The organism is Hymenobacter glaciei, from assembly GCF_039539585.1.
Taxonomy (GTDB): Bacteria; Bacteroidota; Bacteroidia; order Cytophagales; family Hymenobacteraceae; genus Hymenobacter; species Hymenobacter glaciei.
Genome location: NZ_BAABDK010000028.1, coordinates 1 through 20,625, shown reverse-complemented (window position 1 = coordinate 20,625; position 20,625 = coordinate 1). Strand labels below are relative to the sequence as shown.

Annotated in this window: 18 protein-coding genes; 5 read left to right on the top strand and 13 right to left on the bottom strand. The window is 56.1% G+C overall.

Annotated features, from left to right (window positions below; all coding sequences use genetic code 11):
• Positions 1–58: 58 nt before the first annotated feature.
• Both ABD837_RS17670 and uvrC read left to right on the top strand, forming a co-directional pair.
• Positions 59–2,398 carry a penicillin-binding protein 1A gene (locus tag ABD837_RS17670; protein ID WP_345057112.1) on the top strand — a complete coding sequence of 780 codons (2,340 nt, stop codon included), beginning with the start codon at positions 59–61 and terminating at the stop codon, positions 2,396–2,398.
• Between the two features lie 267 nt (positions 2,399–2,665).
• Complete coding sequence (gene uvrC, locus ABD837_RS17665) at positions 2,666–4,501, top strand: excinuclease ABC subunit UvrC (protein ID WP_345057110.1); 1,836 nt, start codon at positions 2,666–2,668, stop codon at positions 4,499–4,501.
• A gap of 69 nt (positions 4,502–4,570) precedes the next feature.
• On the opposite strand, the gene porN is transcribed toward uvrC, so the two are convergent.
• The 10 genes from porN to lipB all read right to left on the bottom strand — a co-directional run bounded on the left by porN (position 4,571) and on the right by lipB (position 15,106).
• Positions 4,571–5,539, bottom strand: coding sequence for a type IX secretion system ring subunit PorN/GldN (porN, locus tag ABD837_RS17660; protein ID WP_345057108.1), 969 nt, complete (start codon positions 5,537–5,539; stop codon positions 4,571–4,573).
• A gap of 58 nt (positions 5,540–5,597) precedes the next feature.
• On the bottom strand, positions 5,598–7,184 hold the full coding sequence (porM, locus tag ABD837_RS17655) for a type IX secretion system motor protein PorM/GldM (protein ID WP_345057106.1): 1,587 nt from the start codon (positions 7,182–7,184) through the stop codon (positions 5,598–5,600).
• A gap of 54 nt (positions 7,185–7,238) precedes the next feature.
• Positions 7,239–8,045 carry a type IX secretion system motor protein PorL/GldL gene (porL, locus tag ABD837_RS17650; RefSeq protein ID WP_345057104.1) on the bottom strand — a complete coding sequence of 269 codons (807 nt, stop codon included), beginning with the start codon at positions 8,043–8,045 and terminating at the stop codon, positions 7,239–7,241.
• 77 nt (positions 8,046–8,122) lie between these two features.
• Complete coding sequence (gene porK, locus ABD837_RS17645) at positions 8,123–9,142, bottom strand: T9SS ring complex lipoprotein PorK/GldK (protein ID WP_345057102.1); 1,020 nt, start codon at positions 9,140–9,142, stop codon at positions 8,123–8,125.
• Positions 9,143–9,390: 248 nt separating this feature from the next.
• Positions 9,391–10,386, bottom strand: a complete 996-nt coding sequence (locus ABD837_RS17640) for a PorP/SprF family type IX secretion system membrane protein (protein WP_345057100.1) — start codon at positions 10,384–10,386, stop codon at positions 9,391–9,393.
• Between the two features lie 181 nt (positions 10,387–10,567).
• Positions 10,568–11,398, bottom strand: coding sequence for a uroporphyrinogen-III synthase (locus ABD837_RS17635; protein ID WP_345057098.1), 831 nt, complete (start codon positions 11,396–11,398; stop codon positions 10,568–10,570).
• Positions 11,399–11,475: 77 nt separating this feature from the next.
• Positions 11,476–12,675 (bottom strand): DUF4271 domain-containing protein, encoded by a 1,200-nt coding sequence (locus ABD837_RS17630; RefSeq protein ID WP_345057096.1) that lies wholly within the window; start codon positions 12,673–12,675, stop codon positions 11,476–11,478.
• 11 nt (positions 12,676–12,686) lie between these two features.
• Positions 12,687–13,772: an MraY family glycosyltransferase gene (locus ABD837_RS17625; protein ID WP_345057094.1), complete on the bottom strand. Its 1,086-nt coding sequence runs from the start codon at positions 13,770–13,772 to the stop codon at positions 12,687–12,689.
• A gap of 51 nt (positions 13,773–13,823) precedes the next feature.
• Complete coding sequence (locus ABD837_RS17620) at positions 13,824–14,243, bottom strand: hypothetical protein (protein WP_345057092.1); 420 nt, start codon at positions 14,241–14,243, stop codon at positions 13,824–13,826.
• Between the two features lie 50 nt (positions 14,244–14,293).
• Complete coding sequence (lipB, locus tag ABD837_RS17615; RefSeq protein ID WP_345057089.1) at positions 14,294–15,106, bottom strand: lipoyl(octanoyl) transferase LipB; 813 nt, start codon at positions 15,104–15,106, stop codon at positions 14,294–14,296.
• Positions 15,107–15,237: 131 nt separating this feature from the next.
• On the opposite strand from lipB, the gene ABD837_RS17610 reads away from it, so the two are divergent.
• On the top strand, positions 15,238–15,597 hold the full coding sequence (locus ABD837_RS17610; RefSeq protein ID WP_345057087.1) for a YraN family protein: 360 nt from the start codon (positions 15,238–15,240) through the stop codon (positions 15,595–15,597).
• A gap of 39 nt (positions 15,598–15,636) precedes the next feature.
• Here the strand turns inward: ABD837_RS17610 and ABD837_RS17605 are convergent, their stop codons facing one another.
• Positions 15,637–16,683, bottom strand: coding sequence for a toxin-antitoxin system YwqK family antitoxin (locus tag ABD837_RS17605; protein ID WP_345057085.1), 1,047 nt, complete (start codon positions 16,681–16,683; stop codon positions 15,637–15,639).
• Between the two features lie 146 nt (positions 16,684–16,829).
• Positions 16,830–17,657: a cyanophycinase gene (locus ABD837_RS17600; RefSeq protein WP_345057083.1), complete on the bottom strand. Its 828-nt coding sequence runs from the start codon at positions 17,655–17,657 to the stop codon at positions 16,830–16,832.
• A gap of 247 nt (positions 17,658–17,904) precedes the next feature.
• Here ABD837_RS17600 and mgtE point away from each other — a divergent pair, with 247 nt between their 5' ends.
• Entirely contained in the window at positions 17,905–19,281 is a 1,377-nt protein-coding gene (mgtE, locus tag ABD837_RS17595) for a magnesium transporter (RefSeq protein ID WP_345057081.1), read from the top strand.
• Between the two features lie 214 nt (positions 19,282–19,495).
• Positions 19,496–19,984 carry a hypothetical protein gene (locus tag ABD837_RS17590; RefSeq protein WP_345057079.1) on the top strand — a complete coding sequence of 163 codons (489 nt, stop codon included), beginning with the start codon at positions 19,496–19,498 and terminating at the stop codon, positions 19,982–19,984.
• An 84-nt stretch (positions 19,985–20,068) separates the two neighbouring features.
• Here the strand turns inward: ABD837_RS17590 and ABD837_RS17585 are convergent, their stop codons facing one another.
• A complete protein-coding gene (locus ABD837_RS17585) occupies positions 20,069–20,488 on the bottom strand; it encodes a hypothetical protein (protein WP_345057077.1) in 420 nt (139 codons plus the stop codon).
• Positions 20,489–20,625 lie beyond the last annotated feature (137 nt).

The following is a 20,625-nucleotide window of genomic DNA, read 5'->3' as shown; positions in this document are numbered from 1 at the left end:
GCCTCCGGCCCGCGCCGGGGGCTTTATTTTTGCGCAACGTTTCCCTCTTTTTTGCTTTATGCCCAGTACTCCTCCTGCTCGTCGTCCCAAGCCTCAGCCCCTGAAACCGGCCCGTTCGGGGCGGTTTACGGCGTTTGTACGCACCATGTGGCTGCTTTTTGGTGTGGGCGTGGTGGGACTTGGCCTGTTCGTACTGGCCGTGAGCGGCAACTTCCTGAACCTGTTCGGGCGCATGCCCAACCTCAAAAGCCTCGAAAACCCGCGCTCCGAGCTGGCTTCCGAGATTTATTCGGCCGATGGGGTGCTGCTGGGCAAATACTTCCGCGAGAACCGCACGCCGGTTGATTTCAAGGACCTGCCGCAGAACCTGATTGACGCCCTTATTGCCACCGAGGACGTGCGTTTTGAGCAGCACTCGGGCATCGACGCGAAGAGTGTACTGCGCGCCGTGACCGGTGTGCTCACCTTCTCGCACAACGGCGGTGGCTCCACGCTCACGCAGCAGGTGGCCAAGGTGCTGTTCCGCACCCGGGGCGACCTCAACGACGGTACCCTGAACGGCACGGGCAAGCTGGGCATGCTCATCACCAAAACCAAGGAATGGATTTTGGCCATCCGGCTGGAGCGCAACTACACCAAGCGCGAAATCATTCGGATGTACTTCAACACTGTCGAATACGGCTCCAACGCCTTTGGCATCAACACCGCGGCCAAGACCTTCTTCAATAAGTCGCCCAAAAACCTGAGTACGCCGGAGGCTGCCACCCTCGTAGGCATTGTTAATGCCCCGGGCCGTTTCAGCCCGGTGGCCCACCCCGACCGTTCGCGCAAGCGGCGCAACTGGGTGCTGCGCCAGATGGCCAAGTCAAACTACATCACGACTGCCGAGCTAGCCCAGGACACGGCCAAGCGCATCGTACTGCATTACTCGGTTGAGAACCCCAGCAAGGGCCTGGCCCCCTACTTCCGGGCCGAAGTGGTGAAGTCGCTCGTCAGCTGGGCGAAGGAAACCGACCACGACCTGTACGCCGACGGCCTGAAAATCTACACCACCATCGACTCGCGCATGCAGCAGTACGCCGAGAAGTCGCTGGCTGAGCACATGACGCTCCAGCAGAAGTGGTTTTCGGCCCACTGGAAGGGCCAGCTGCCTTGGCGCGACGAGAACGGCAAAATCATTCCCAATTTCCTGGTGAACTCTATGCGCCGCACCCAGCGCTACAAGTCGCTGATGGCCCAGTACGACGGCAACCGCGACTCGGTGAACTATTACCTGCACAAGAAATATAAGATGCCGGTGTTCACCTGGCAGGGCGAGAAGGAGATGCTGATGTCGCCCTACGATTCGCTCGAATACTACAAGCGCTACCTGCAGGCCGGTTTCATGGCCATGAACCCGCTCAACGGCCAAGTGAAGGCTTGGGTGGGTGGCCCCAACTACAAGTTCTTCAAGTTCGACCACGTGCGGCAGGGCAAGCGCCAGCCGGGCTCCACGTTCAAACCCATCGTGTACACGGCCGCCATCGACCAGAGCTACTCGCCCTGCTACCCGCGCCCCGACGTGGCCACCACCTTCCCCGCCGTGGCCGGCCGTGCGCCCTATACTCCGCACAACTTTGAGGGCAACTTCTCGGGCCGCACCTTCACGCTGCGCCAAGCCCTGGCCCGCTCCATGAACTCCATCACGGCCTGGCTGGTGATGAAGCTCGGCCCCGAAACCATCGCCACCTACGCCAAGCGCCTCGGCATCACCTCGCCCGTTGATGCCGTGCCGTCGATGGGCTTCGGCACTTCCGATTGCAGCATATACGAGTTGTGCGGGGTTTATTCCACGTTCGTCAACAAGGGCGTACACACCGACCCCATCATGGTCACCCGCATCGAGGATAAAAACGGCAACGTGCTGCGCGAATTCGTACCCCAGACCCGGGAAGTGCTCAGCGAAGAAGTGGCCTACCTCATGACGTATATGCTGCAAGCCAGCACCACCGAGCCCGGCGGCACCAGCACCATCCTGCACACGGGCTTCAAGTTCCCCTATGAAATTGGGGCCAAAACCGGCACAACCAGCAACTACTCCGATGCCTGGTTTATGGGCATCACCCCCGACCTGGTGTGCGGCATGTGGGTGGGCGGCGAGGACCGCAGCATTCACTTCCGCACCGGCACCTATGGCCAGGGCGCCCGCGAGGCCCTGCCGCTCTACGGCCTCTTCATGCAGAAGGTATACAAGGACAAGAGCATCGGCATCAACACCGGTCCCTTCCCCAAGCCCGCCGCCCCGCTCAGCATCGAAATCGACTGCTCGCGCTACTACGGCGGCCAACGCGATACTATCCCGGCCAACCAGAAAATGCAGGTGCCCGACGCCGGCGACCTGGACGACAAGGATATCTAACTAACTCGTAGTGAAAAGTTGTCTAACTCCTAGTAAAGAGTTGGGCAATCCATAGTCACGAACTTTCAAAAGGGCTTATCGAGTTACCCGAAACATTAGGATGTTTTGCCTGAAACATGCTAATGTTTTGCTGATGTCCCCCGCAGCCAGTGCTTTTTTTGCCCGATGACCGGCGACTTTTGCCGGTCATTTTTTGTTAATTCCGTACGTGGAGTTTCGGCTTTCCTACCGCCGCGAAATTCGTCGAATCTGCCTAAATATCTGCTCATGGCCGCCAACCCCGAACTGCAAGCCCAAATCTCCGCCTTGCCCCACAAGCCCGGCGTTTACAAGTATTTCGACGACGAGGGCATCATTTACGTGGGCAAGGCCATCGACCTGCGCAAACGCGTCAGCAGCTACTTCACCAAGCAGGACCACAATAAGAAAACCCAGCAACTTGTCCGCAACATCAAGCGGCTGGAGTTCACCATTGTCGATAGCGAATCGGATGCCTTCCTGCTCGAAAACAACCTCATCAAGCAGCACCAACCCAAATACAACATCCTCCTGAAGGACGGCAAAACCTACCCTTTTCTCTGCATTACCAATGAGCGGTTTCCCCGGCTGATTCCCACCCGCAACAAGATTAACGACGGCTCGCGCTACTACGGCCCCTACGCCAATGGGACCGCCCTCAACGTGCTGCTGGAACTCATCCGCGCCCTCTACCCGCTTCGCACCTGCAACTACAACCTCAGCGTCGCCAACGTCGAAGCGGGCAAGTTCAAGCCCTGCCTGGAGCTGCAAATCGGCAACTGTAACGCTCCCTGCATCGCTCGCGAAGATGAGGCCACTTACAATAGCTACATCCAGCAAATCCGCAACATCCTCAACGGCGACTTGCGTATTCCCAAGCAGTATTTCAGGGAGCGCATGACCGCCGCTGCCCAGGAAATGCAGTACGAGCTGGCCCATCAGTTTAAAGTCAAGCTCGATAAGCTGGAAGCCTTCCAGGCGAAGTCTACCATCGTGAGCGACACGCTCACCAACATTGACGTGTTTGCCATCGCTAGCAACGAGAAATCGGGCTTTATCACCTATTTAAAGGTGATGAACGGCAGCATCATTCTCACGCAGTCACTAGAAGTCACCAAAAAGCTCGACGAGGACGATGCTGAAATCCTTGCCCCGCTCATCATGCAGCTACGTCAGGAATTTGAAAGCGAGTCGCGCGAAATCCTCACGAATGTTGCTGTTGAACTCCCGCTCCCTGGTGTGAATCTCGCCGTTCCCCAGATTGGCGACAAGCGCAAGCTTCTTGAACTTGCCATCAAAAATGTGCTTTACGCCCGCAAGGAGAAGGAAAGCATGAACGAGAAGAGCAAGGACAGCAACGAAGTGCGCATTATGGAAACCATCAAAAAGGACCTGCGCCTCACCGAGCTTCCCAAACACATCGAGTGCTTTGACAACTCCAACTTCCAGGGCGACAATCCTGTGGCGGCCATGGTCTGCTTCCGCAATGCCAAGCCCAGTAAGCGGGACTACCGCCACTACCACATCAAAACAGTCATCGGCCCCAACGACTTCGATAGTATGTACGAAGTCGTTTCCCGTCGCTACCGCCGCTTGGTCGACGAAGGAGCCAGCCTCCCCCAATTAGTTATCGTCGACGGCGGTAAAGGCCAACTTAGTATGGCCGTCAAAGCCCTCAAAGACCTCAACCTCTGGGGCCAGATTCCCGTCATCGGCATTGCCAAGCGCCTCGAAGAAATCTATGTCCCGAACGACCCGCTGCCGATTTATATCGACAAAAGAAGCGAATCGCTGCGCCTCTTCCAGCGCATGCGCGACGAAGTTCACCGCTTCGGCATCACCTTTCACCGCTCCCGCCGCGACGCTGGCACCCTTAAAACCGAACTCACCGATGTAAAGGGTCTCGGCCCCGTGACTGCTGAAAAACTCCTCAACAAATTCAAGTCCGTCAAGAAAATCCGTGAGCTAAATGAAGCTGAGCTAATCGCCGAAGTAGGCAAAGCCAAAGCCAAAATCCTCCAAATCTATTTCGGCGAAAATGAGGCGCCTTCTCACCCCATGCCGCCCCGCCAGCTTCCGGCCTAATCCAAAGTATAAAAACAAAAAGGCCACCGCATTACTGCGGTGGCCTTTTTGTTTTTAATCTGTATAGCCTTAGAAGGACCACAAGTTGTACTCGTACTCTATCAGGTCAGCCGAGGTCTGCTGAGCAGCCAAAATACCTTGCTGAGCGCCACCATAGATGTCGTCCAGACGGCTGTCGCCGGCGTTCGACACTTTCGTAATGTAGGAGTTAAACAACCACAGCTCGAAAGCATCAGCCAAATTCTTGTGCTGAGCGTCGTTCTCAGCGTTGAACCAAATGGCGTTTTGCGGATTAGCACGGAAAACCTTCACAAGGTCGCTGTACTTGAACGTGCCAATTGGCTTTTCAATGCCCGACGTGTTCGAAGCCAGCGTTGAAGGGACCAGCAGGGTGATGGATTTGATATCGTGATACATTCTCGACCGTTTTTTGTCGAAAATCATATCCTCTTTAATCTCCATCTCATAGATGTCCTTCGGGCGGTACTCGTTGCCAGCCGGCTTGGGAGCAGCAGCTACAGTAGCGGCAGCCGGAGCGTTTACCATGATAACCTTGCCTTTACGGTCCTTCATTGGTTTGCCGGCGGCATTCAACTTAGGCACTTTCTTGGCGACAGGCTTCTTAGGAGTAGTAGCACCCCAATCATCACCTCCACCACCCGACTCTGGCTTGAAACCAGCGGCAATCTCATCAGCGCTTAGCTTGTCTACCGCGTCAATGTATGAGCTATTAGTCTGCACCTCGGTCGGCGTCAGCGTTGATGTCAGCGAATCGTTTTTGTAGGCCTGCAACTCACCCCGGCGCACTGCTTCTAAAATTACCCGGCTGATTTCCTTGCCTTCGGAGAACATGGGCTTATTCTGTTTCTCGCGCAGGTCGACTTGGCGCCAGATGCTCTTGCGGAACATCTGGTCGGAGAGCGGAATAGGCCGGTGCGAACCGGTGCTACTAGCCGTAGTGGCCTGCTCCTGCGCGGCGGCAGTCAGCGAGAGCGATAAGCCTGCGGCGATAGCCGCCAGCGTGTGCAAAGATTTCATAACGGGCAAAAGCAAATTGTCGGTAGGATAGTTCGCTAACGTGGCTAAACCACAAATATTATAGCAAGGGAATGTTGAACGTACGGGTCATGTTCACGGCCTCCACATTGCCCTGGAAGTTCTGACGCTGTACGTCTTTCACTTCCACGTATAGGCGGTCGCCTTCACGGTAAGCATTTACCACAGCGCTCAGGTCAGCTTGGGGGCTATTGAAGGTCATGGTACCGATGGCAGGACGCTTACCGCGTACCAAAGTCACTTCGTAGCGCGAAACGCGGAACTTGGCATCATCGGGCAGGAAAGTAGCAAAACCAGCATCTGGAATAGCACGCAGGCTGAACGAACGCACGGCAGTGCCAGGGGTACCCTGCTTGTCATTCACGGGGCGGCCACCAGCATAAGCCTCAATCGAAGGCTTAGGAATTGGACGCACCTGGAACGTTTGCGAACCGATGGCGTTGCCGCCGCTGCTCACGTTCAGAGTCACCTCTTTCGAGTTTGGAATCAGGGTTACATCACCAAGCTTAGCGCCTTGGATAGCTGCAGCACCCGAAGCTGAGAAGCTAGGCTTGTACTGAGCACCCAAAGCAGGAACTGATACGTTCAGCTTGTTGCCGCACTTAAAATACAGAGCCTGCACCGAAGCCGACTGAATCTGCATTACGGGCTTAGTGATGGTGTAAGGCACCTTCACGGTAAAGGTGGTATCACGACCATTCTGGTTGAAGCGAATCGTACCCGTCCACGAAGACTTAGCATTTCCTGAAGCATCAAACCCACCAGGGCGGGCTGTGAACTCCACTTTGCCGTGACCGTTAGTTGGGTCGACTGCCAACGAAGAACCGTTCAAAGTCATCGATGGACGAATGCTCGAAGCCGAAGCGGTTAGGAACAGTTCAGCCTTGTACTTGGTACCAGCAGCTACTGTATTCGACTCGGCCGAAGCGAAAGCACCAATCTTGTCAAATACAATCGTCTTAGCACCTACTTTTTGAGCCTGAGCCGAAAGAGCCTCTGCTTCATATTTAAGCACTTCCGTCTCCTTTTGCGATATGGTTGCCAAGGCAGCTACAACCGGAGTGTTTTCGAAATTGAGCTCAGCGAAGTTTTTGTTCTTCTGACCTTTCTCGGTTACACGGGGGTCTTCTTTAGCATCTAGCGCCAGAGGCGTTGCGCTTGGCACGTATTGCTTAATGAACTCTGCGTACTCGTTCAGCTTCGGTTTCAAGCCCGTGTAAGCAATACCGTTGTGCTTTTGGCCACCCAGCATTGTGATAGCGACTTTGTCTTCACCGCTCAGGTTTTTCATTTCCGGGCCGGTGTTCTCAGTGGCTTTCAGTAGCTTTTCGCGGGTATCACGCAGGTAAGCAACCAATTCTTTGGTCTTGGCACGAATTTCTTCGCTCTGCTTCAACACATTCAGGTCACGGACTTGGTTCTGATTTTTCTTTACCGCTGCCTCAATGCCTTTCACCGTGCCATCAGCTGCTACAGCGGTCTTATCGTTGACGCCCAAAAGGCTATCATCGATGAATTTGAACTTCAGCAGAATTGCTGAGTTCACTTGGAGCGCCAGAAGAGCAGTCAGCACGAGGTACATCATGCCAATCATCTTCTGCCGCGGGGTTTCATTTGCACCTGCCATTGTTTCTTTCCGCTAATAAGTGGATGATGAACTAACTACCTTGCTAGCACGCGCTTATTGCGCGGGAGCACGCATAGCGTTCAGCATGTTGCCGTACACGCGGTTCAGCGAAGTGAGGTTGCTGGTGAGGTCCGAAACCTGCTTCTGGAAGCTTTCGGTGTCTTTGCCAGCCTGGGTCATGTTATCCATGGCCTTACTGAGGGTACCGTAGAACTGGTTCATCGACTTCAGGTGCGTGTTAGCATCCTGCAGTTCCATTTCATACACTGCGTTGAGCGCGCCCAAGTTTTTGGTCACGTTCTGTACCTGCATGTGATACTCTTTAGCATCCGAGGTAGCGTTCGACATAGCCGTGATGGCTTCCACGGTGTTGCCGTAAGCCACGTTAATTTTATCGAGCGAATCAGCTGCCGAGCGGACTTTCTTGGTGTATTCGTCGGTTACGTTAGCAGCTTCACCCAACTGCGACATCTGCGAGGTGGTCGTGCTCAAACGGTTCAGGCCCTGGCCCAAAGTTGTGAGAGCTTCGGGAGTTACGTTCGCGTTTTTCAACATGTCGTCCAGCTTCATCGTCAAGCCCTTCCCGTTGCTCTCGTTCGAGAAGCTTGAGTTGCCAGTAGAAGGGTCATAACCTTCGCTGAGCTCCGGGTAAACCAGCGACCAGTCGTGGTCTTTGTGGGCTGGCTGGAATGCGCTTAGCGCAAAAATAACGGCTTCCGTGCCCAGACCAACAATAAGCATGGTATCGGCACCGGCCCAGTGCTCGATTTTAAACAAAGCACCTACAATAACAACGGCTGCACCGAGGCCATATATTTTGGGCATCAGTGTATCGTAGAGGAAACTAGTTTTGGCTGCCATGATAATTTTCGAAAGAGGTTGAGAGGTGTTTGAGGAGAGGGTGACTGAAACCGTTGGTACTAACTGATATTATAACTTTAGTTGAGTGAGCTGTTGGTGCCCATGCCAATCTGAATCATGGAGCAACGGAAGCCAATGTAGGAGCGTGCCGAGTCCTGATATTCAAAATTGCGGGTGCCTGTTTCGAGGAAATAGGCAATGTCTTTCCACGAACCACCGCGTACAACTTTGCGCGGCTCGTTATCATCGGGGTTAGTGGGGTTCAAATCCCAAACTACAGGCACCGACGCTTCCATGTACGCATCGTCGCACCACTCAGACACGTTGCCGGCCATATCGTACAGGCCGAAGTCGTTGGGGAAGAAAGAACCTACTTCTGAGGTGTACGCAAAGCCATCGGAAGCATAATCGCCACGGCCGGGTTTGAAGTTAGCCAGCATGCAGCCTTTGCTGTTGCGCAGGTAAGGTCCCCCCCAAGGATAAGTAGCCAAGTCGCGGCCACCGCGGGCGGCGTATTCCCACTCAGCCTCGGAAGGCAGACGGAAGTTCGGATCGTTGGCAAAGCCGGTTTCCTCGCGGGCAGCGTTGCGGAACTTGGTGCGCCAGTTGCAGAAGTACTTAGCAGCAAACCAGTCCACCCCAACTACTGGATAATCGTCGAAGGCAGGGTGAGTGTAGTAATACTCCAACAGGGGGTCGCCCATGTGGTAGGTGAAGTCGCGCACCCACACCGTAGTATCGGGGTAAAGCTCGGTCATCACGTACTCTTCGCCCAGTACATCAAGCGAGTCCTGCTTGATGGCATCGACGAATTGACGGTATTCGTTGTTGGTAATCTCGGTTTCGTCCATGTAGAAGCCGGCGATAGTCACCTGCTTGTTCATGTTTACCATCGACGCAGAAATATCCTGGTCGGTCTGGCCCATATGAAAAGTGCCGCCCGGACAGGGAACCATGCCGAGGGGAACTTCCTGCGGGTTGAAAATAGGACGGTCTTCCGCGCCAACCAGGTCGCCCTGAGGGCCTTTACCAAATCCGCACCCACCTAATAATGCTCCGGAGATAGCGAAAAGAGATACTGCTAAAAGCTTGTTCATGAGAGTTAGAGATTCTGTTTTAATTACCAATACCGCTAAAGTACATTTAGATGGGCTGGCAAATCTACACTTTTTTAGGATACTGTGCAATACCCCGCCATTCCCAGAACCAATCAATTTTACTAAAAACACGCTGAACAGCGCAAATAACTCGGTTAATCCGATTTGTTATTTTTAAGCTTAGCTAAATTTTATCCTAACTCAATTGGATAATGCCAATTTTAGGCTAGAATAAAAAAATAGTAAAATTAGAAGCTGTAACGCGGGGTGCGGATAGCCGGGCGGGTCAGCAGCCCAACCTTGGGCAGCCGGTAGGAGAGCATAATTTCGTAGGAGCTGAACGCTCGGGCGGCTTGGTTGATAGTGATGATGTCCATCGCAAGACCTAAACGCAACGCATTATCCTTAGCAATACTCGCGCCTAACATACCTGAAACGGATTCCTGATGCCGATAGTTGGCACCAACCCAATATTTATCGTCGAGGGTAGCGCGTACACCACCTTCAAATGAATAGTTATTGCTATTATCAAATTTGCCTTTGTCAGAATAAGCCCCCGGCAACACGGCCTTTACTAGCACCGATGGTGTCACTACAACGGAAGAAGTAGCATCGATATTGTAGCCTGCGGTGAAATACGCATGGTTTTCTGCCAGATACTTACTAGCGGTACCTTGGGTACCACTGCTCTTAAAAGTGTAACCCGACCTCAACAAATTGTTGAGGCTCAAGCCAGCATAAAACTTGGGCGCTTCGTACCATACCCCAACGCCGGCATCAAACTTACTGTCAGATGCATCTTTGGGTACGTTGATGTCGTCAGGGTCAATAGCAATATATGTGCCCTTTCCCAAGTAAGTATAAATGCCTTGGATGCCAATTCCAAGTTTGCCTTCTCCTAGCTTGATGTGCTGCGAGTACGAGAGAGCCGCATTGGTCATTTTAGATTGGCCTACCTGGTCGTAGTATACACTCACGCCAACGCCGCCACTAATGGCAAGGATAGGCAGCGAGGCAGTAAACAGTCCGGTACGTGGCGAGCCATTGGCACCACCAAAGGAGCCATAATTGTAATACTGGTAACGCCCAAGCAAGTTTATCTCGCCCTGGCCCTTGATACCCGCGTAAGCTGGGTTAAGTGACATGCCGTTGAGACTGTACTGGGTGAACTGGGGCTGCTGCTGGGCTAATGCCGAGCCAGCTGTTGCCAAAAGCAACAGCGTTGCAAGTAAAGTTCCTTTCATGGAGGTAAGGTGCAGAGTATTAGAAGAGGGAAGCAACCGGGATGGAGGGGGGTGGACCGGCGATGAAGAACAGCTTCCAAATGTAACTCAAAATCTCTCTCCAAAAAATTCAAACAAAAAAAACCGGCCTGGAAATTCCCAGGCCGGTTTTTGATAGTTAAAGTCTTATCTATCAGGTCTCTTAAGCGCTGGTTTTGGCACCTTTAGGGGCTTCCTTGTCCGACTGGGTCTGGCCATGGAGGCGGATATAAGCTTCAATTGCTCCGGTCATGGAAGGCGCGTTGGGATGGGGCGCTTCGATATCCAGAATGAGCCCGGCATCAATAACTGCTTTGGCGGTTGTGGGGCCGAACGCAGCTAGGCGGGTCCCACCCTGAACGAAGTCGGGGAAGTTGATGAAGAGCGAGCTAATGCCTGAAGGGCTGAAAAACGCGATGCAGTCGTACTTTACGTCAGACAGGTCTGACAAGTCGCTAGCTACGGTGCGGTAGATGACGGCCTCGCTGAACTTCAGATTGTTGGCCCGCATGAATACTGGCAGGTCATCCTTACGAATATCAGAGCAAGGATACAGAAACTTCTCTCCCTTGTGCTTTTTGATAACATCGAACAGGTCGGCTGCAGTGCGCTCGCCAACGAAAAGCTTGCGCTTGCGAAGCACAATATACTTCTGCAAGTAGTTGGCAGTCTGTTCAGAAATACAGAAGTACTTCATTTCTGCCGGCATCTCAAGCTTGGCCTCCTGGCAAATCCGGAAGAAGTGGTCGACGGCATTGCGGCTGGTGAAGATGACAGCCGTATATTCGAGGATATTGATTTTATCCTTCCGGAAGTCCTTGTAGGACACGGGCTGCACGTCGATAAACTCCCGGAAGTCTACTTTGATGCCGTATTTCTCGGCAATGGAGAAGTAGGGGGAAACGTCGTTGGTGGGTTTGGGCTGGGTAACCAGGATGCTGCTAATGCGCTTGGCGTGCCGGCCTGTGCCCGGCTTGTCTGCACTCTCGGCCATACAGGAAGGAAAGGGGGTAATGCTTAGGACAATAAGAGTCGGGAGGGAATTGGCCCGGCCGCAGGGGCCGGAATCAATCAGTATGTAAAAACAATAAGCTTAAGTACCACCAACAGAGGCAGTACTTCGGTAGCACAAAGGTAAGCAAACAAATGCAGATTCAGCAGGGAGGCATGCCGGTGCAGCGTGCGGGCCACGCGCAGCACTGTGCCCACTAGTACGAGGCCGATGGCAATGCTAGCAGCCCAAGCAACTGCCTGCGGAAACGTACCATTGAGGCTGAGGTAGAGCAACAGCACCAGCGGGAGAATAAGCCCAACCAGCAGCGTAGTACGCAAAAACTCGCGGTACTGCACATCGACCAGTGGTTGCAGGCCGAAAATGTAGGCCATCAACGACAGAAACAGGTACTTCCCAAAAACGAAAGAAGTGATGATAGCTGTATAGAGCACAACGCGTCCTACAATGGCCGACTCGGGCACGTTGATGAACTGCCGAAGTAACGGCAGGTTCTGCAAATCGGTATGGATGGCAGTGAGTAGCAGGCCAAACGAGAGGGCGAACAGCACCACCAGCAGTAGGTTCAGCAGTGAGAATGCAGGCTTGACGAGGAAGGCCGACTGGTCGCCACTAACGCCAAAGAGTTCTTCGATTTGAAAGATGCGTGCCAGACCGGGCTGGTAAGTGGAGCGAATGGCCCCGTACGAAAGGCCCAACAGCAGCAAAAACCCCAGGTAAACGTTCTGGCCCTGGGGGGCGGGCAAGCGAGGCAGGGCCAAACCAGCAACTTTGGGCAGGCCGGTAGCTGATGCACTGGCTACAGCAGCTACACCCGAAAACGAGGCCAACGCGGGAGACCCATCGGGTTGCCACACGGCCAGCAGGTGACGGCCAGGAGCCAGTTGGGAGGGCAATAACAGCGCTAGGTCGAACGCGTAGGTGGTGGATGCGCTAGCCGTGAAAACGAGTTGGTTGTCGAGAAACAGGCTAAGGCCGGGCTGGGCAGCGAAGGATAGCGGGAACGGCTGGTTGTGGCTGATACGTACCCACTGGTAGTAGGCGTGCGACGGCTGGTGGTAGCCCGGCAGGTAAAAGATGAGCCGGTTCCGGGCCGCATCATGAATCAACCAATCGGTGGAGAGGGCAGTTGGCGAAGCGGGCGGCAACTGGCGGTACTCGCTGGCCTGAGTTGCGGCTCCTTTCAATAAGCAAATGCATAGTAGCAGCCAACTCAGCAGGCGCGGCAGGGGCAAGCGCAAGAGGCAAAGGGCTGGCATGAGGCAAAGGGCTATTGACCGGAGGCTTGGGCAGCTTGCAGCTGGCGGCGGGAAAGACGGCTTTGGTATACGCCGAAGAAGATACTGAGCAGAACCGAGAAACTCGCCAGTGCAGCTATTAGAATGGTATTGCCGAGGTGGGCGAATCGAATGACGAACAGGGTAACCAGAATGTTAAGCATAGCTAACAGCAACACGGTGCTGATTTGCTGGAAACCCATGGCCAGAATACGGTGGTGGATGTGGTTCTTGTCGGGGGAGAAGGGCGACTTGCCAGCGGCCATGCGCAACGAAAACACGCGCAAGGTATCGAACAAGGGCACGAACAGGATACCTACAGCAACCGAGGGCGCCGAAGCGCTGAACGGCTGCCCAACGCGCAGTCCCATCTCGATGAATTGAATGGCCAGCACCGACACAATGAAGCCGCAAACAAGCGAACCGGTGTCGCCCATAAAGATGGGTGCGCGGTGGAAGTTATAGCGCAAGAAACCCAGCAAACCGCCAATCAGGCAGATGGCCACGTAAGCATAGTTACCAAACCCGGCCCCGCCGTAGGAGTAGAAATAATAGCCAAATGTGCTGCAAATGATGAGCACAATGGTACCAGCCAGGCCATCGAGACCATCGATGAGGTTAATGGCGTTGGTGATGCCGACAATGACGAAGAAGGTGAAGGCGTAGCTGATACCGACCGGAAGCGTGTCAATGCCCAAGATGCCCTGGAAGCTGGTGAGGCGCACATCGGCCATTATCATCACAATGCCCGTGGCCAGAAGCTGGCCCACAAACTTCTTCGATACCGACATGCCTACGAGGTCATCCTTCAGGCCCACGAAAAACAGAATGATGCAGCCGGCGAGCAGCTCCTTCACACCATTTTGCAGGGGCGCGAAAATGGTGAGGGCCGACATAAAGCCCGCGAACACCGCCACCCCACCCAAGCGCGGAGTAAGCGACTGGTGCACGGTGCGCCCGTTGGGCGTATCGAGCATGTTTTTGAGGTGCGCAATGTAGATGATGGACGGCACAGCAAACAACGATACCAGTAGCGCCCACATCCAGGACAAAGCCAAGGGAATATCGAGATGATTCATAAAGTATTGCATGAGAGTTGAACCCAGAAGGTAGGCCAACACCAAAGAAATTTAACTATGTAGCACGCCCACGCGGTCGAGCAAGGGAATGTTGGAGAAGTTGTCGGGCACGATGGAATCGGGCACAAAAATGAATTTCTTATCGAAAATCTGGGGACCCCGGTAGTAGCTCACCCAGTACTGGTTATTGAGATGAAACAGCGATGGGTCGAGGGGCTCGACCGGGACGGCGGTGTACGGCGGCACCTGCTCGAATAGGTAGCGCAACGTGGAAGTCCGCACCTTTTCGCCATCGGGCTGCTGGCCGTAGCCGTTGGCGTTGATGATGACGTTTTCGAGGGGGAAGTCATTTTCGTTCAGTAGGTAAACCTGCCAGATGGGCTGCCCATTGGCATTGAGGGCCTGGTCGGCGGCCAGTACTACGGCTACGGATACACCTTCGATAGGGTCAAACGAAATATCTTGCTTCATTGCAGCATTATACGGGCTGAGCGGATTTCACAGCTTGCCAGAATTCACTATTAAAGGTTCGGGGTGATGACGGGCGCAGTTGCCTCAGCAGCAGGGTCCGTGCCACCTACTAATCCCAGCAGGTGCGGGAGCAGCCGCTCCTGCACCTCGGCTACGGTAACGGCAGAGCCTGGACCTAGTTCATGGGCCAGCGAGGTAACGGCTTTGTCGGTGATGCCGCAGGGCACGATGTGGCCAAAATAGGACAGGTCGGGCGCAACGTTCAGGGCGAAGCCGTGCAGGGTAACCCAGCGGCTGCACTTTACGCCTAGTGCGCAAATTTTGCGCGGGTTAGGTGCACCTTCCTCCCAATCGAGCCAAACGCCGGTGAGGCCGGCAATGCGGCCGGCGTTCAAACCATACTCAGCCAGGGTGCGGATTACGGCTTCCTCCAGCGTGCGTAGGTACCAGTGGATGTCGGGCCGGAAATTGTCGAGGTCCAAGATGGGGTAGCCTACCAGCTGGCCGGGACCGTGGTAGGTGATATCGCCGCCCCGATTGATGCGGTGAAAGCTGGCCTCATGGGCAGCCAGGGCGGCATCGTCCAGTAGCAGGTGCTCAGGCTTACCACTTTTGCCCAGCGTGTAGGTGTGGGGGTGCTCGCAGAGCAGCAGGTGGTTGGGCGTAAGCAACGGCGCAGTACCCGCAGCTTCGCCCAAGCGGTTCTGGGTTTTGATAGCCAGCGTGGCCTCCATCAGTGCTTCCTGGAGTTGCCAGGTGGGTACGTACTCGACCAGGCCCAGGCGGTGCACCTGCACGCCGCGGTTAGCGGCCGGAGTATTAGCGGGCAGCAGGGCCGAAAACGAGGGAGCGGAAGTAACCATAGGCGGCAAGGGCAAAAACGAACCGCGAAGGTACGACCCGCCGCAAGCTTTGGCAGAAGCTTGGTGGCCAGCCCCGGTACGGCTAGCTTGCAGCTCCCGAGGGCTCGTGTGGCCCTCCTCTCCCCTACTCAATGGCGCACGCGCCCCACCAACTCGGCCAGGCTGGCGAAGAGGCTGCTGCCAACTACCTGATGGCTCAAGGCTACCAAGTGCTGGCGCGTGGATACCGCCACGGCCGCGCCGAAGTAGATTTAGTGTTACAGCAGGGCGCTGGTCTACTGGTATTTGCTGAGGTGAAGACCCGTTCCTCCGGCCAGTTCGGCGAGCCCGAAACCTTTGTTTCGGAACGTAAGAAAGAGCTGTTTCGGCTCGCGGCCACGCATTTGCAGGAGGAGATGGACTGGCGCGGCGACATCCGCTTCGACATTCTGGCGCTAACCCTGCTCAGCTCGGGCTTCCGCATTGAGCACTTTGAGGACGCCTTTTACTGAGGTACGGACCATGAGCAGAAGCGCCAGCACAGTAAAGCCTTACTTCTTCTTGGGCTGCACTTTGCCGGGGGCTTTGTAAACAGGCCGGGGCGTATAGCCGGGGCGGCGCTGGGCGGCGGGCAGGTCTACAGCGTCGGGGTCGTTGCGGTGGTCGTAGTTCTTCTCCTTGTCGTAGATGAGCACCGCATTGCGGTTGTACTGGCGGATGAGCTCGGGTTCGGTTACCTCGGGGTCGTAGCCCGATTCGCCGTACTGGTACTCGTAGCGGCGGCGGGCCCGGAATCCCCAGTACTTGGTCCAGACGCCCACGCGCTTGCCGTTCTCGAACTGGCCGCGCCAGTCGGGCTGGCCATTCACCAAGAACTTGGCGTATTCGCCTTCGAGCTTGCCGTTCACGTAGGGCACCACTTCGTTGATGAGGCTGCGGTCTTCGCCGTAGTAGCTCACGTTGGCGTCGCGCGGGAAGCCCATTTCGTAGTGGGTTTTGGCCAGCAGCACGCCATTTGTATTAAAAGTTTCCCAGCGCAGGTGCCGGGTGCCGAGGGCGTAGTAGCCAGTTTCGAGCACCTTATTGTTCTGCACCACCTTATAGGGGCCGTGTAGGATTTTCAGGTTTGGCTCTTCGTCTTCAATTGCTGCCAGAGGCAGAATTTTATGCTTTTTGGTGTCGTAGTAGTAATGCGACGGCGCGTAGGCATTCAGCACCTGAGGATACTTCAGATAATAGAAAATCGTAATTTTCTGGTTGCGCCCCTTGGGTCCGGTCTTGGTGTAGGCGCGTTTGATGCGCTCGCCCAGAAACACGTTTTTCTTGGGCTTCTTCGACTTGCGCTGGGCATCCTTTTCCTGCTCTTTGGCCAGCCGCTCCTGCTCCTTGGTGAGCACCACCTTGCGGGCCGTGCTGAGCGAGGGCTTGCCCCCGAGCGTATCGGAGGTACGCGTGAGCGTGTCCGACACGGCCAGGGCCGGCGGCTCGGGGGTGCTGTTGAAGGATACAGTTTTGCGGGTGCAAGCCCACGGCAGCACCGTGAGCAGCACCAGCAGCAGGCCGGGCAAGCGCCGCGACCAGAAATGAGAACTTGGCATGAAACGCACGGAATATTTTCGGGCCATCAACGCAAAGGTAGACGGGTTTGGTGCCCAGCCGAATTGATGGGTTAGTGAATAGGTGGATAGCCAACCTGACTGGTCAATGCATCCGCCTCACGTCAGCCATGCAGCCAGTCACCAATTCAACCGTTTGCCGGTATCACCTCACGGGTGGCCAAATCCATCTGCTGGCCGGCTACCAACAGGTGGAGGCGCAGGCCGTGGCCGCTGATAACCGCGCCGTCGGCCAGCCCCGGCAGGTTGTTGTGGTGCACTTCGGCCGCGTCGACGACTACCACGGCTTCCTCACCAAACACCTGCACAGGCTGGCCGGCGCGGATAACAAGACCCGTTTCTTCACTCAGCCCGATGCCCAACAATTCGGGTTGGGCCAGCACGGCGTGCATTAGGCGCGGGTAGCGGCCGCGCTCGGCAAAGTGCTGGTCGAGTAGCACGCCGGGCAGCAGGCCCAGGCCGGGCTTCACCTCGATGCGGCCACCGAGCAGGCTGCGCCACCCGTGGCCGTCCACCAACATCACCTCCGCCATGGCCGAGGCTCCAGCCGACGTACCGGCCACAATGAAACCGGCTTCGTGCTGGTACTTATGCCGAAGGACTTCCAAAAACTCCGTGCCGAGCAGGAAATCGGTGATGCGCTCCTGGTCGCCGCCGCTCATGAACACGAGGGCCGCCCGGCGCAGCCGAGTCAGGGTTGCGGGGGCGTCGGCGGGGTTGTCTTCGTTCACCTGCAGGTGGCGCACGTGGGGGCAGCCCAGCTGGTGCCAGGCATGCGCATAGGCAGCAGCGGTACGGGCCGGCTGGCGGCGCGTGGCAGTGGTCAACACTTCGATGGGGGCGTTGCGGTCGGGCAGCAGGCCGGCGAGCAAAGCCAGCAGGGGGTCGTCGTCGCCACCACCGAGCACCACGAGGGTGCCCAAAGGCATGGCAACAGCAGAAGCATCAAGGGGCATAGGTACAGAGTTGGGGCGGCAAGATGGGGCCGTTGAGGGAATTTGGGGTAGTTGTAGCCCGCAGCCTTTGCTGCGTATACGAGCCCAGCGAGTGTATTCACGAGAACGGCGCCAAAGAGTTTACTCGCTGCGCTCGTGTATGCAGCACAGGCTGCGTGCTACTGTGGCCCGCTTGGCCCTACTTTTGTGGAGCTTATTCCCGTCATCAACCCCGCTTGCCTAGCGAAGCATCTCCCTCCTCTTTTTCATGCAGCCGCAGACCGTGGAAACCATCACGTCCCTGATTCAGGAGGGCGAATTTTTTAAGCTCAAGCAGCTGCTTCGCGATTACCAGCCCTCGGAGCTGGTGTCGCTGATTGAGGCCGAAGAGGAACGGGAGCAGCTCATCATCTTCCGGCTGCTGCCGCTGAAGCTGGCTACTGAAGTGTTTGAGTACCTCGACATCGAGGAACAGCGGCACTTTCTCGACAACCTGGCCCAGGACAAGATGGCCGACATCCTCAACGAGATGTCGCCCGATGACCGCACGGCCCTGCTAGAGTTTCTGCCCGCCAACTTTGTGGCCGAGCTGGTGCAGAGCCTGAGCGAGGAAGAGCGCAAGGTGACGCTGCAGCTGCTGGGCTACCCCGAATACTCGGTGGGCCGCCTGATGACGCCCGACTACATCGCCATTCGCGAGAACTGGACGGTGCAGCAGGTGCTCGACTACATCCGGCAGCACGGCGGGCAGTCCGAAACGCTGAGCATGCTGTACGTGACCGACGCCCACGGCGTGCTGATTGATGACATCCGCATCCGGGAGTTTCTGCTGGCGGCGCCCGCGGCGCGGGTGCGCGACCTCATGGACCGCCGCTTTGTGCAGCTCACTGCCACCCAGGACCAGGAAGAAGCCATCGATATTTTCCGGCGCAACGACCGCAACGCCCTGCCGGTAGTGTCGGACCAGGGCATCCTGCTCGGCATCGTGACCATCGACGACATCCTGAGCATTCGCGAGCAGGAAGACACCGAGGACATGCAGAAGCTCGGCGGCTCCGAAGCGCTGGACGAGCCCTACCTCACCATGCCGCTGCTGACGCTGGTGCAAAAGCGGGCCGGCTGGCTGGTGGTGCTGTTTCTGGGCGAATTGCTCACGGCTTCGGCCATGCAATTCTTCGAAGGCGAGCTGCAAAAAGCCATTGTGCTGATGCAGTTCGTGCCCTTGATTATCAGCTCGGGCGGCAACTCGGGCTCGCAGGCCACGTCGCTCATCATCCGAGCCATGGCGCTGGGCGAGTTCACACTGGGCGAATGGTGGCGGGTGCTGCGGCGCGAAATCATCACCGGCCTGGCCCTGGGCCTGATTCTGGGCCTCGTGGGCTTTGGGCGCATTGCCATCTGGCAGGCCATCACACCCATTTATGGCCCGCATTGGGCACTGGTAGCGCTCACGGTGGGCATTGCGCTGGTGGGCATTGTGCTGTGGGGCTCGCTGGCGGGCTCCATGCTGCCGCTGCTGCTCAAGAAGCTGGGCCTCGACCCAGCCACGTCCTCCGCCCCCTTCGTGGCCACGCTGGTCGACGTGACGGGCCTGATTATCTACTTCTCGGTGGCACTACTGCTGCTTAGAGGCACGCTGCTGTAGAGGAAACACCATTCCGATGAACCGACCAAACCCCACGACAAAAATCGTGGGGTTTTTCGTTTTCCACTTCGTTTGCCAAGCAGTAATACAGCTTTGGTTTAGAGACAATTGATGATGATGTTGTTGACGGGTTAAAACAGCCATCTGTTTTCAATGGCAGTATAGATCTTGTCTTATGTTTGAGACGTTGTATCCTTCCACAAACCCCTTTACCATGTTCCATTCTATCAGAATGAGTGTTGCCAGGAATGCCCCCAGAGGCCCGGCGCGTCGCTCATTGCTACTTGGCGCCAGCCTGCTGGGCTTAACCTTGCTCACCGGGTGCCCGCAAACACCGACACAAATCCCGCCTCAAAGCCAGCCCCAGCCTTCGGAGAGCCGCGAACTGCTTCCTTTTACCGGTGCGGATGCCCAGATAGCCCACGAGCTGAGCTATGACGAGGAATTAGCCAGTGACACTATCGAGCACCCCAACGCGCAGGAACTGCGGGCGCGGGCGAAGGCCTGGGCGCTGAGCAACCTGCAATTCATACGGGACTATGAGCGAACCGCCCGTGCCAAGCACACCATCATCGACCGCAATACCCCCGGCATCAGTACCAATGCCCCGATGGACCACCATGACTTAGTCACGTACCGTACTTGGCTGGACTACCGGGCGGCGGTATTTCGCAGCATTGACTCCCTTAGGGCCCTTAAATAATAACCGTTAAGGCTTCTGTGCACCAATAAAAAGGCCGGCCCCACACTGCGTGGGGCCGGCCTTTTTATTGGTACAACGCCCGAACTACGCCGGCAGCGCGTCGTGGCGGGTTTGGGTGGCGGCGATGGCAGCCGTGAGGATGGCCACCTGCCCGTCGACCTGGTCGGCATTCACATCGGCCAGGAAGGCGGTGGTGCCGCCTTCTTCTTCGGCCTGGCTTTCGAGGCGCTCCTTCTGGTGGCGGGCTGTCATTTGCTGGGCTTTGTAGCGCTTGCGGTCCACGTCGGAGAGGTCGGGGCGGGCCAGCTCCTGGGTGGCGTAGGCCAACTGGCTGGTAGCAGTGGCCAGGCGCGAGGCCACCGAGGTTTCGGAGCGTTCGGCCTGCCGGTCGCGAAAGTCCAGATTCGTATTGCGCACGCTGTAGCTGTCCAGCTCGGCTTCGAGCGAATTTTTAGCAGCAATGCATTGGGAGCGGGTTTTGAGCAGATTGACGTCGAAGGCCATATGGTTAGGGAAAAGTGGTTGAAGAAAGTGAGCCCCCTGAACGACACCATGAATAATTTAGTATTTACATGAATAAGTAGGTCGGATGAATTAGTTTGCATTATGCTCGTTATTTGCGGAATGAGTCGAGTAAACAC

Bases quoted from the DNA above. Each gene is read 5' to 3' on its own strand.
- ABD837_RS17605 (WP_345057085.1), bottom strand. From the start codon at position 16,683: ATGCCAAGTTCTCATTTCTGGTCGCGGCGCTTGCCCGGCCTGCTGCTG.
- porK (WP_345057102.1), bottom strand. From the start codon at position 9,142: ATGAACAAGCTTTTAGCAGTATCTCTTTTCGCTATCTCCGGAGCATTA.
- mgtE (WP_345057081.1), top strand. From the start codon at position 17,905: ATGCAGCCGCAGACCGTGGAAACCATCACGTCCCTGATTCAGGAGGGC.
- ABD837_RS17620 (WP_345057092.1), bottom strand. From the start codon at position 14,243: ATGAAGCAAGATATTTCGTTTGACCCTATCGAAGGTGTATCCGTAGCC.
- ABD837_RS17585 (WP_345057077.1), bottom strand. From the start codon at position 20,488: ATGGCCTTCGACGTCAATCTGCTCAAAACCCGCTCCCAATGCATTGCT.
- porN (WP_345057108.1), bottom strand. From the start codon at position 5,539: ATGAAATCTTTGCACACGCTGGCGGCTATCGCCGCAGGCTTATCGCTC.
- ABD837_RS17610 (WP_345057087.1), top strand. From the start codon at position 15,238: ATGGCGCACGCGCCCCACCAACTCGGCCAGGCTGGCGAAGAGGCTGCT.
- ABD837_RS17590 (WP_345057079.1), top strand. From the start codon at position 19,496: ATGTTCCATTCTATCAGAATGAGTGTTGCCAGGAATGCCCCCAGAGGC.
- porM (WP_345057106.1), bottom strand. From the start codon at position 7,184: ATGGCAGGTGCAAATGAAACCCCGCGGCAGAAGATGATTGGCATGATG.
- ABD837_RS17670 (WP_345057112.1), top strand. From the start codon at position 59: ATGCCCAGTACTCCTCCTGCTCGTCGTCCCAAGCCTCAGCCCCTGAAA.
- ABD837_RS17640 (WP_345057100.1), bottom strand. From the start codon at position 10,386: ATGAAAGGAACTTTACTTGCAACGCTGTTGCTTTTGGCAACAGCTGGC.
- uvrC (WP_345057110.1), top strand. From the start codon at position 2,666: ATGGCCGCCAACCCCGAACTGCAAGCCCAAATCTCCGCCTTGCCCCAC.
- ABD837_RS17630 (WP_345057096.1), bottom strand. From the start codon at position 12,675: ATGCCAGCCCTTTGCCTCTTGCGCTTGCCCCTGCCGCGCCTGCTGAGT.
- ABD837_RS17625 (WP_345057094.1), bottom strand. From the start codon at position 13,772: ATGAATCATCTCGATATTCCCTTGGCTTTGTCCTGGATGTGGGCGCTA.
- ABD837_RS17635 (WP_345057098.1), bottom strand. From the start codon at position 11,398: ATGGCCGAGAGTGCAGACAAGCCGGGCACAGGCCGGCACGCCAAGCGC.
- lipB (WP_345057089.1), bottom strand. From the start codon at position 15,106: ATGGTTACTTCCGCTCCCTCGTTTTCGGCCCTGCTGCCCGCTAATACT.
- porL (WP_345057104.1), bottom strand. From the start codon at position 8,045: ATGGCAGCCAAAACTAGTTTCCTCTACGATACACTGATGCCCAAAATA.
- ABD837_RS17600 (WP_345057083.1), bottom strand. From the start codon at position 17,657: ATGCCCCTTGATGCTTCTGCTGTTGCCATGCCTTTGGGCACCCTCGTG.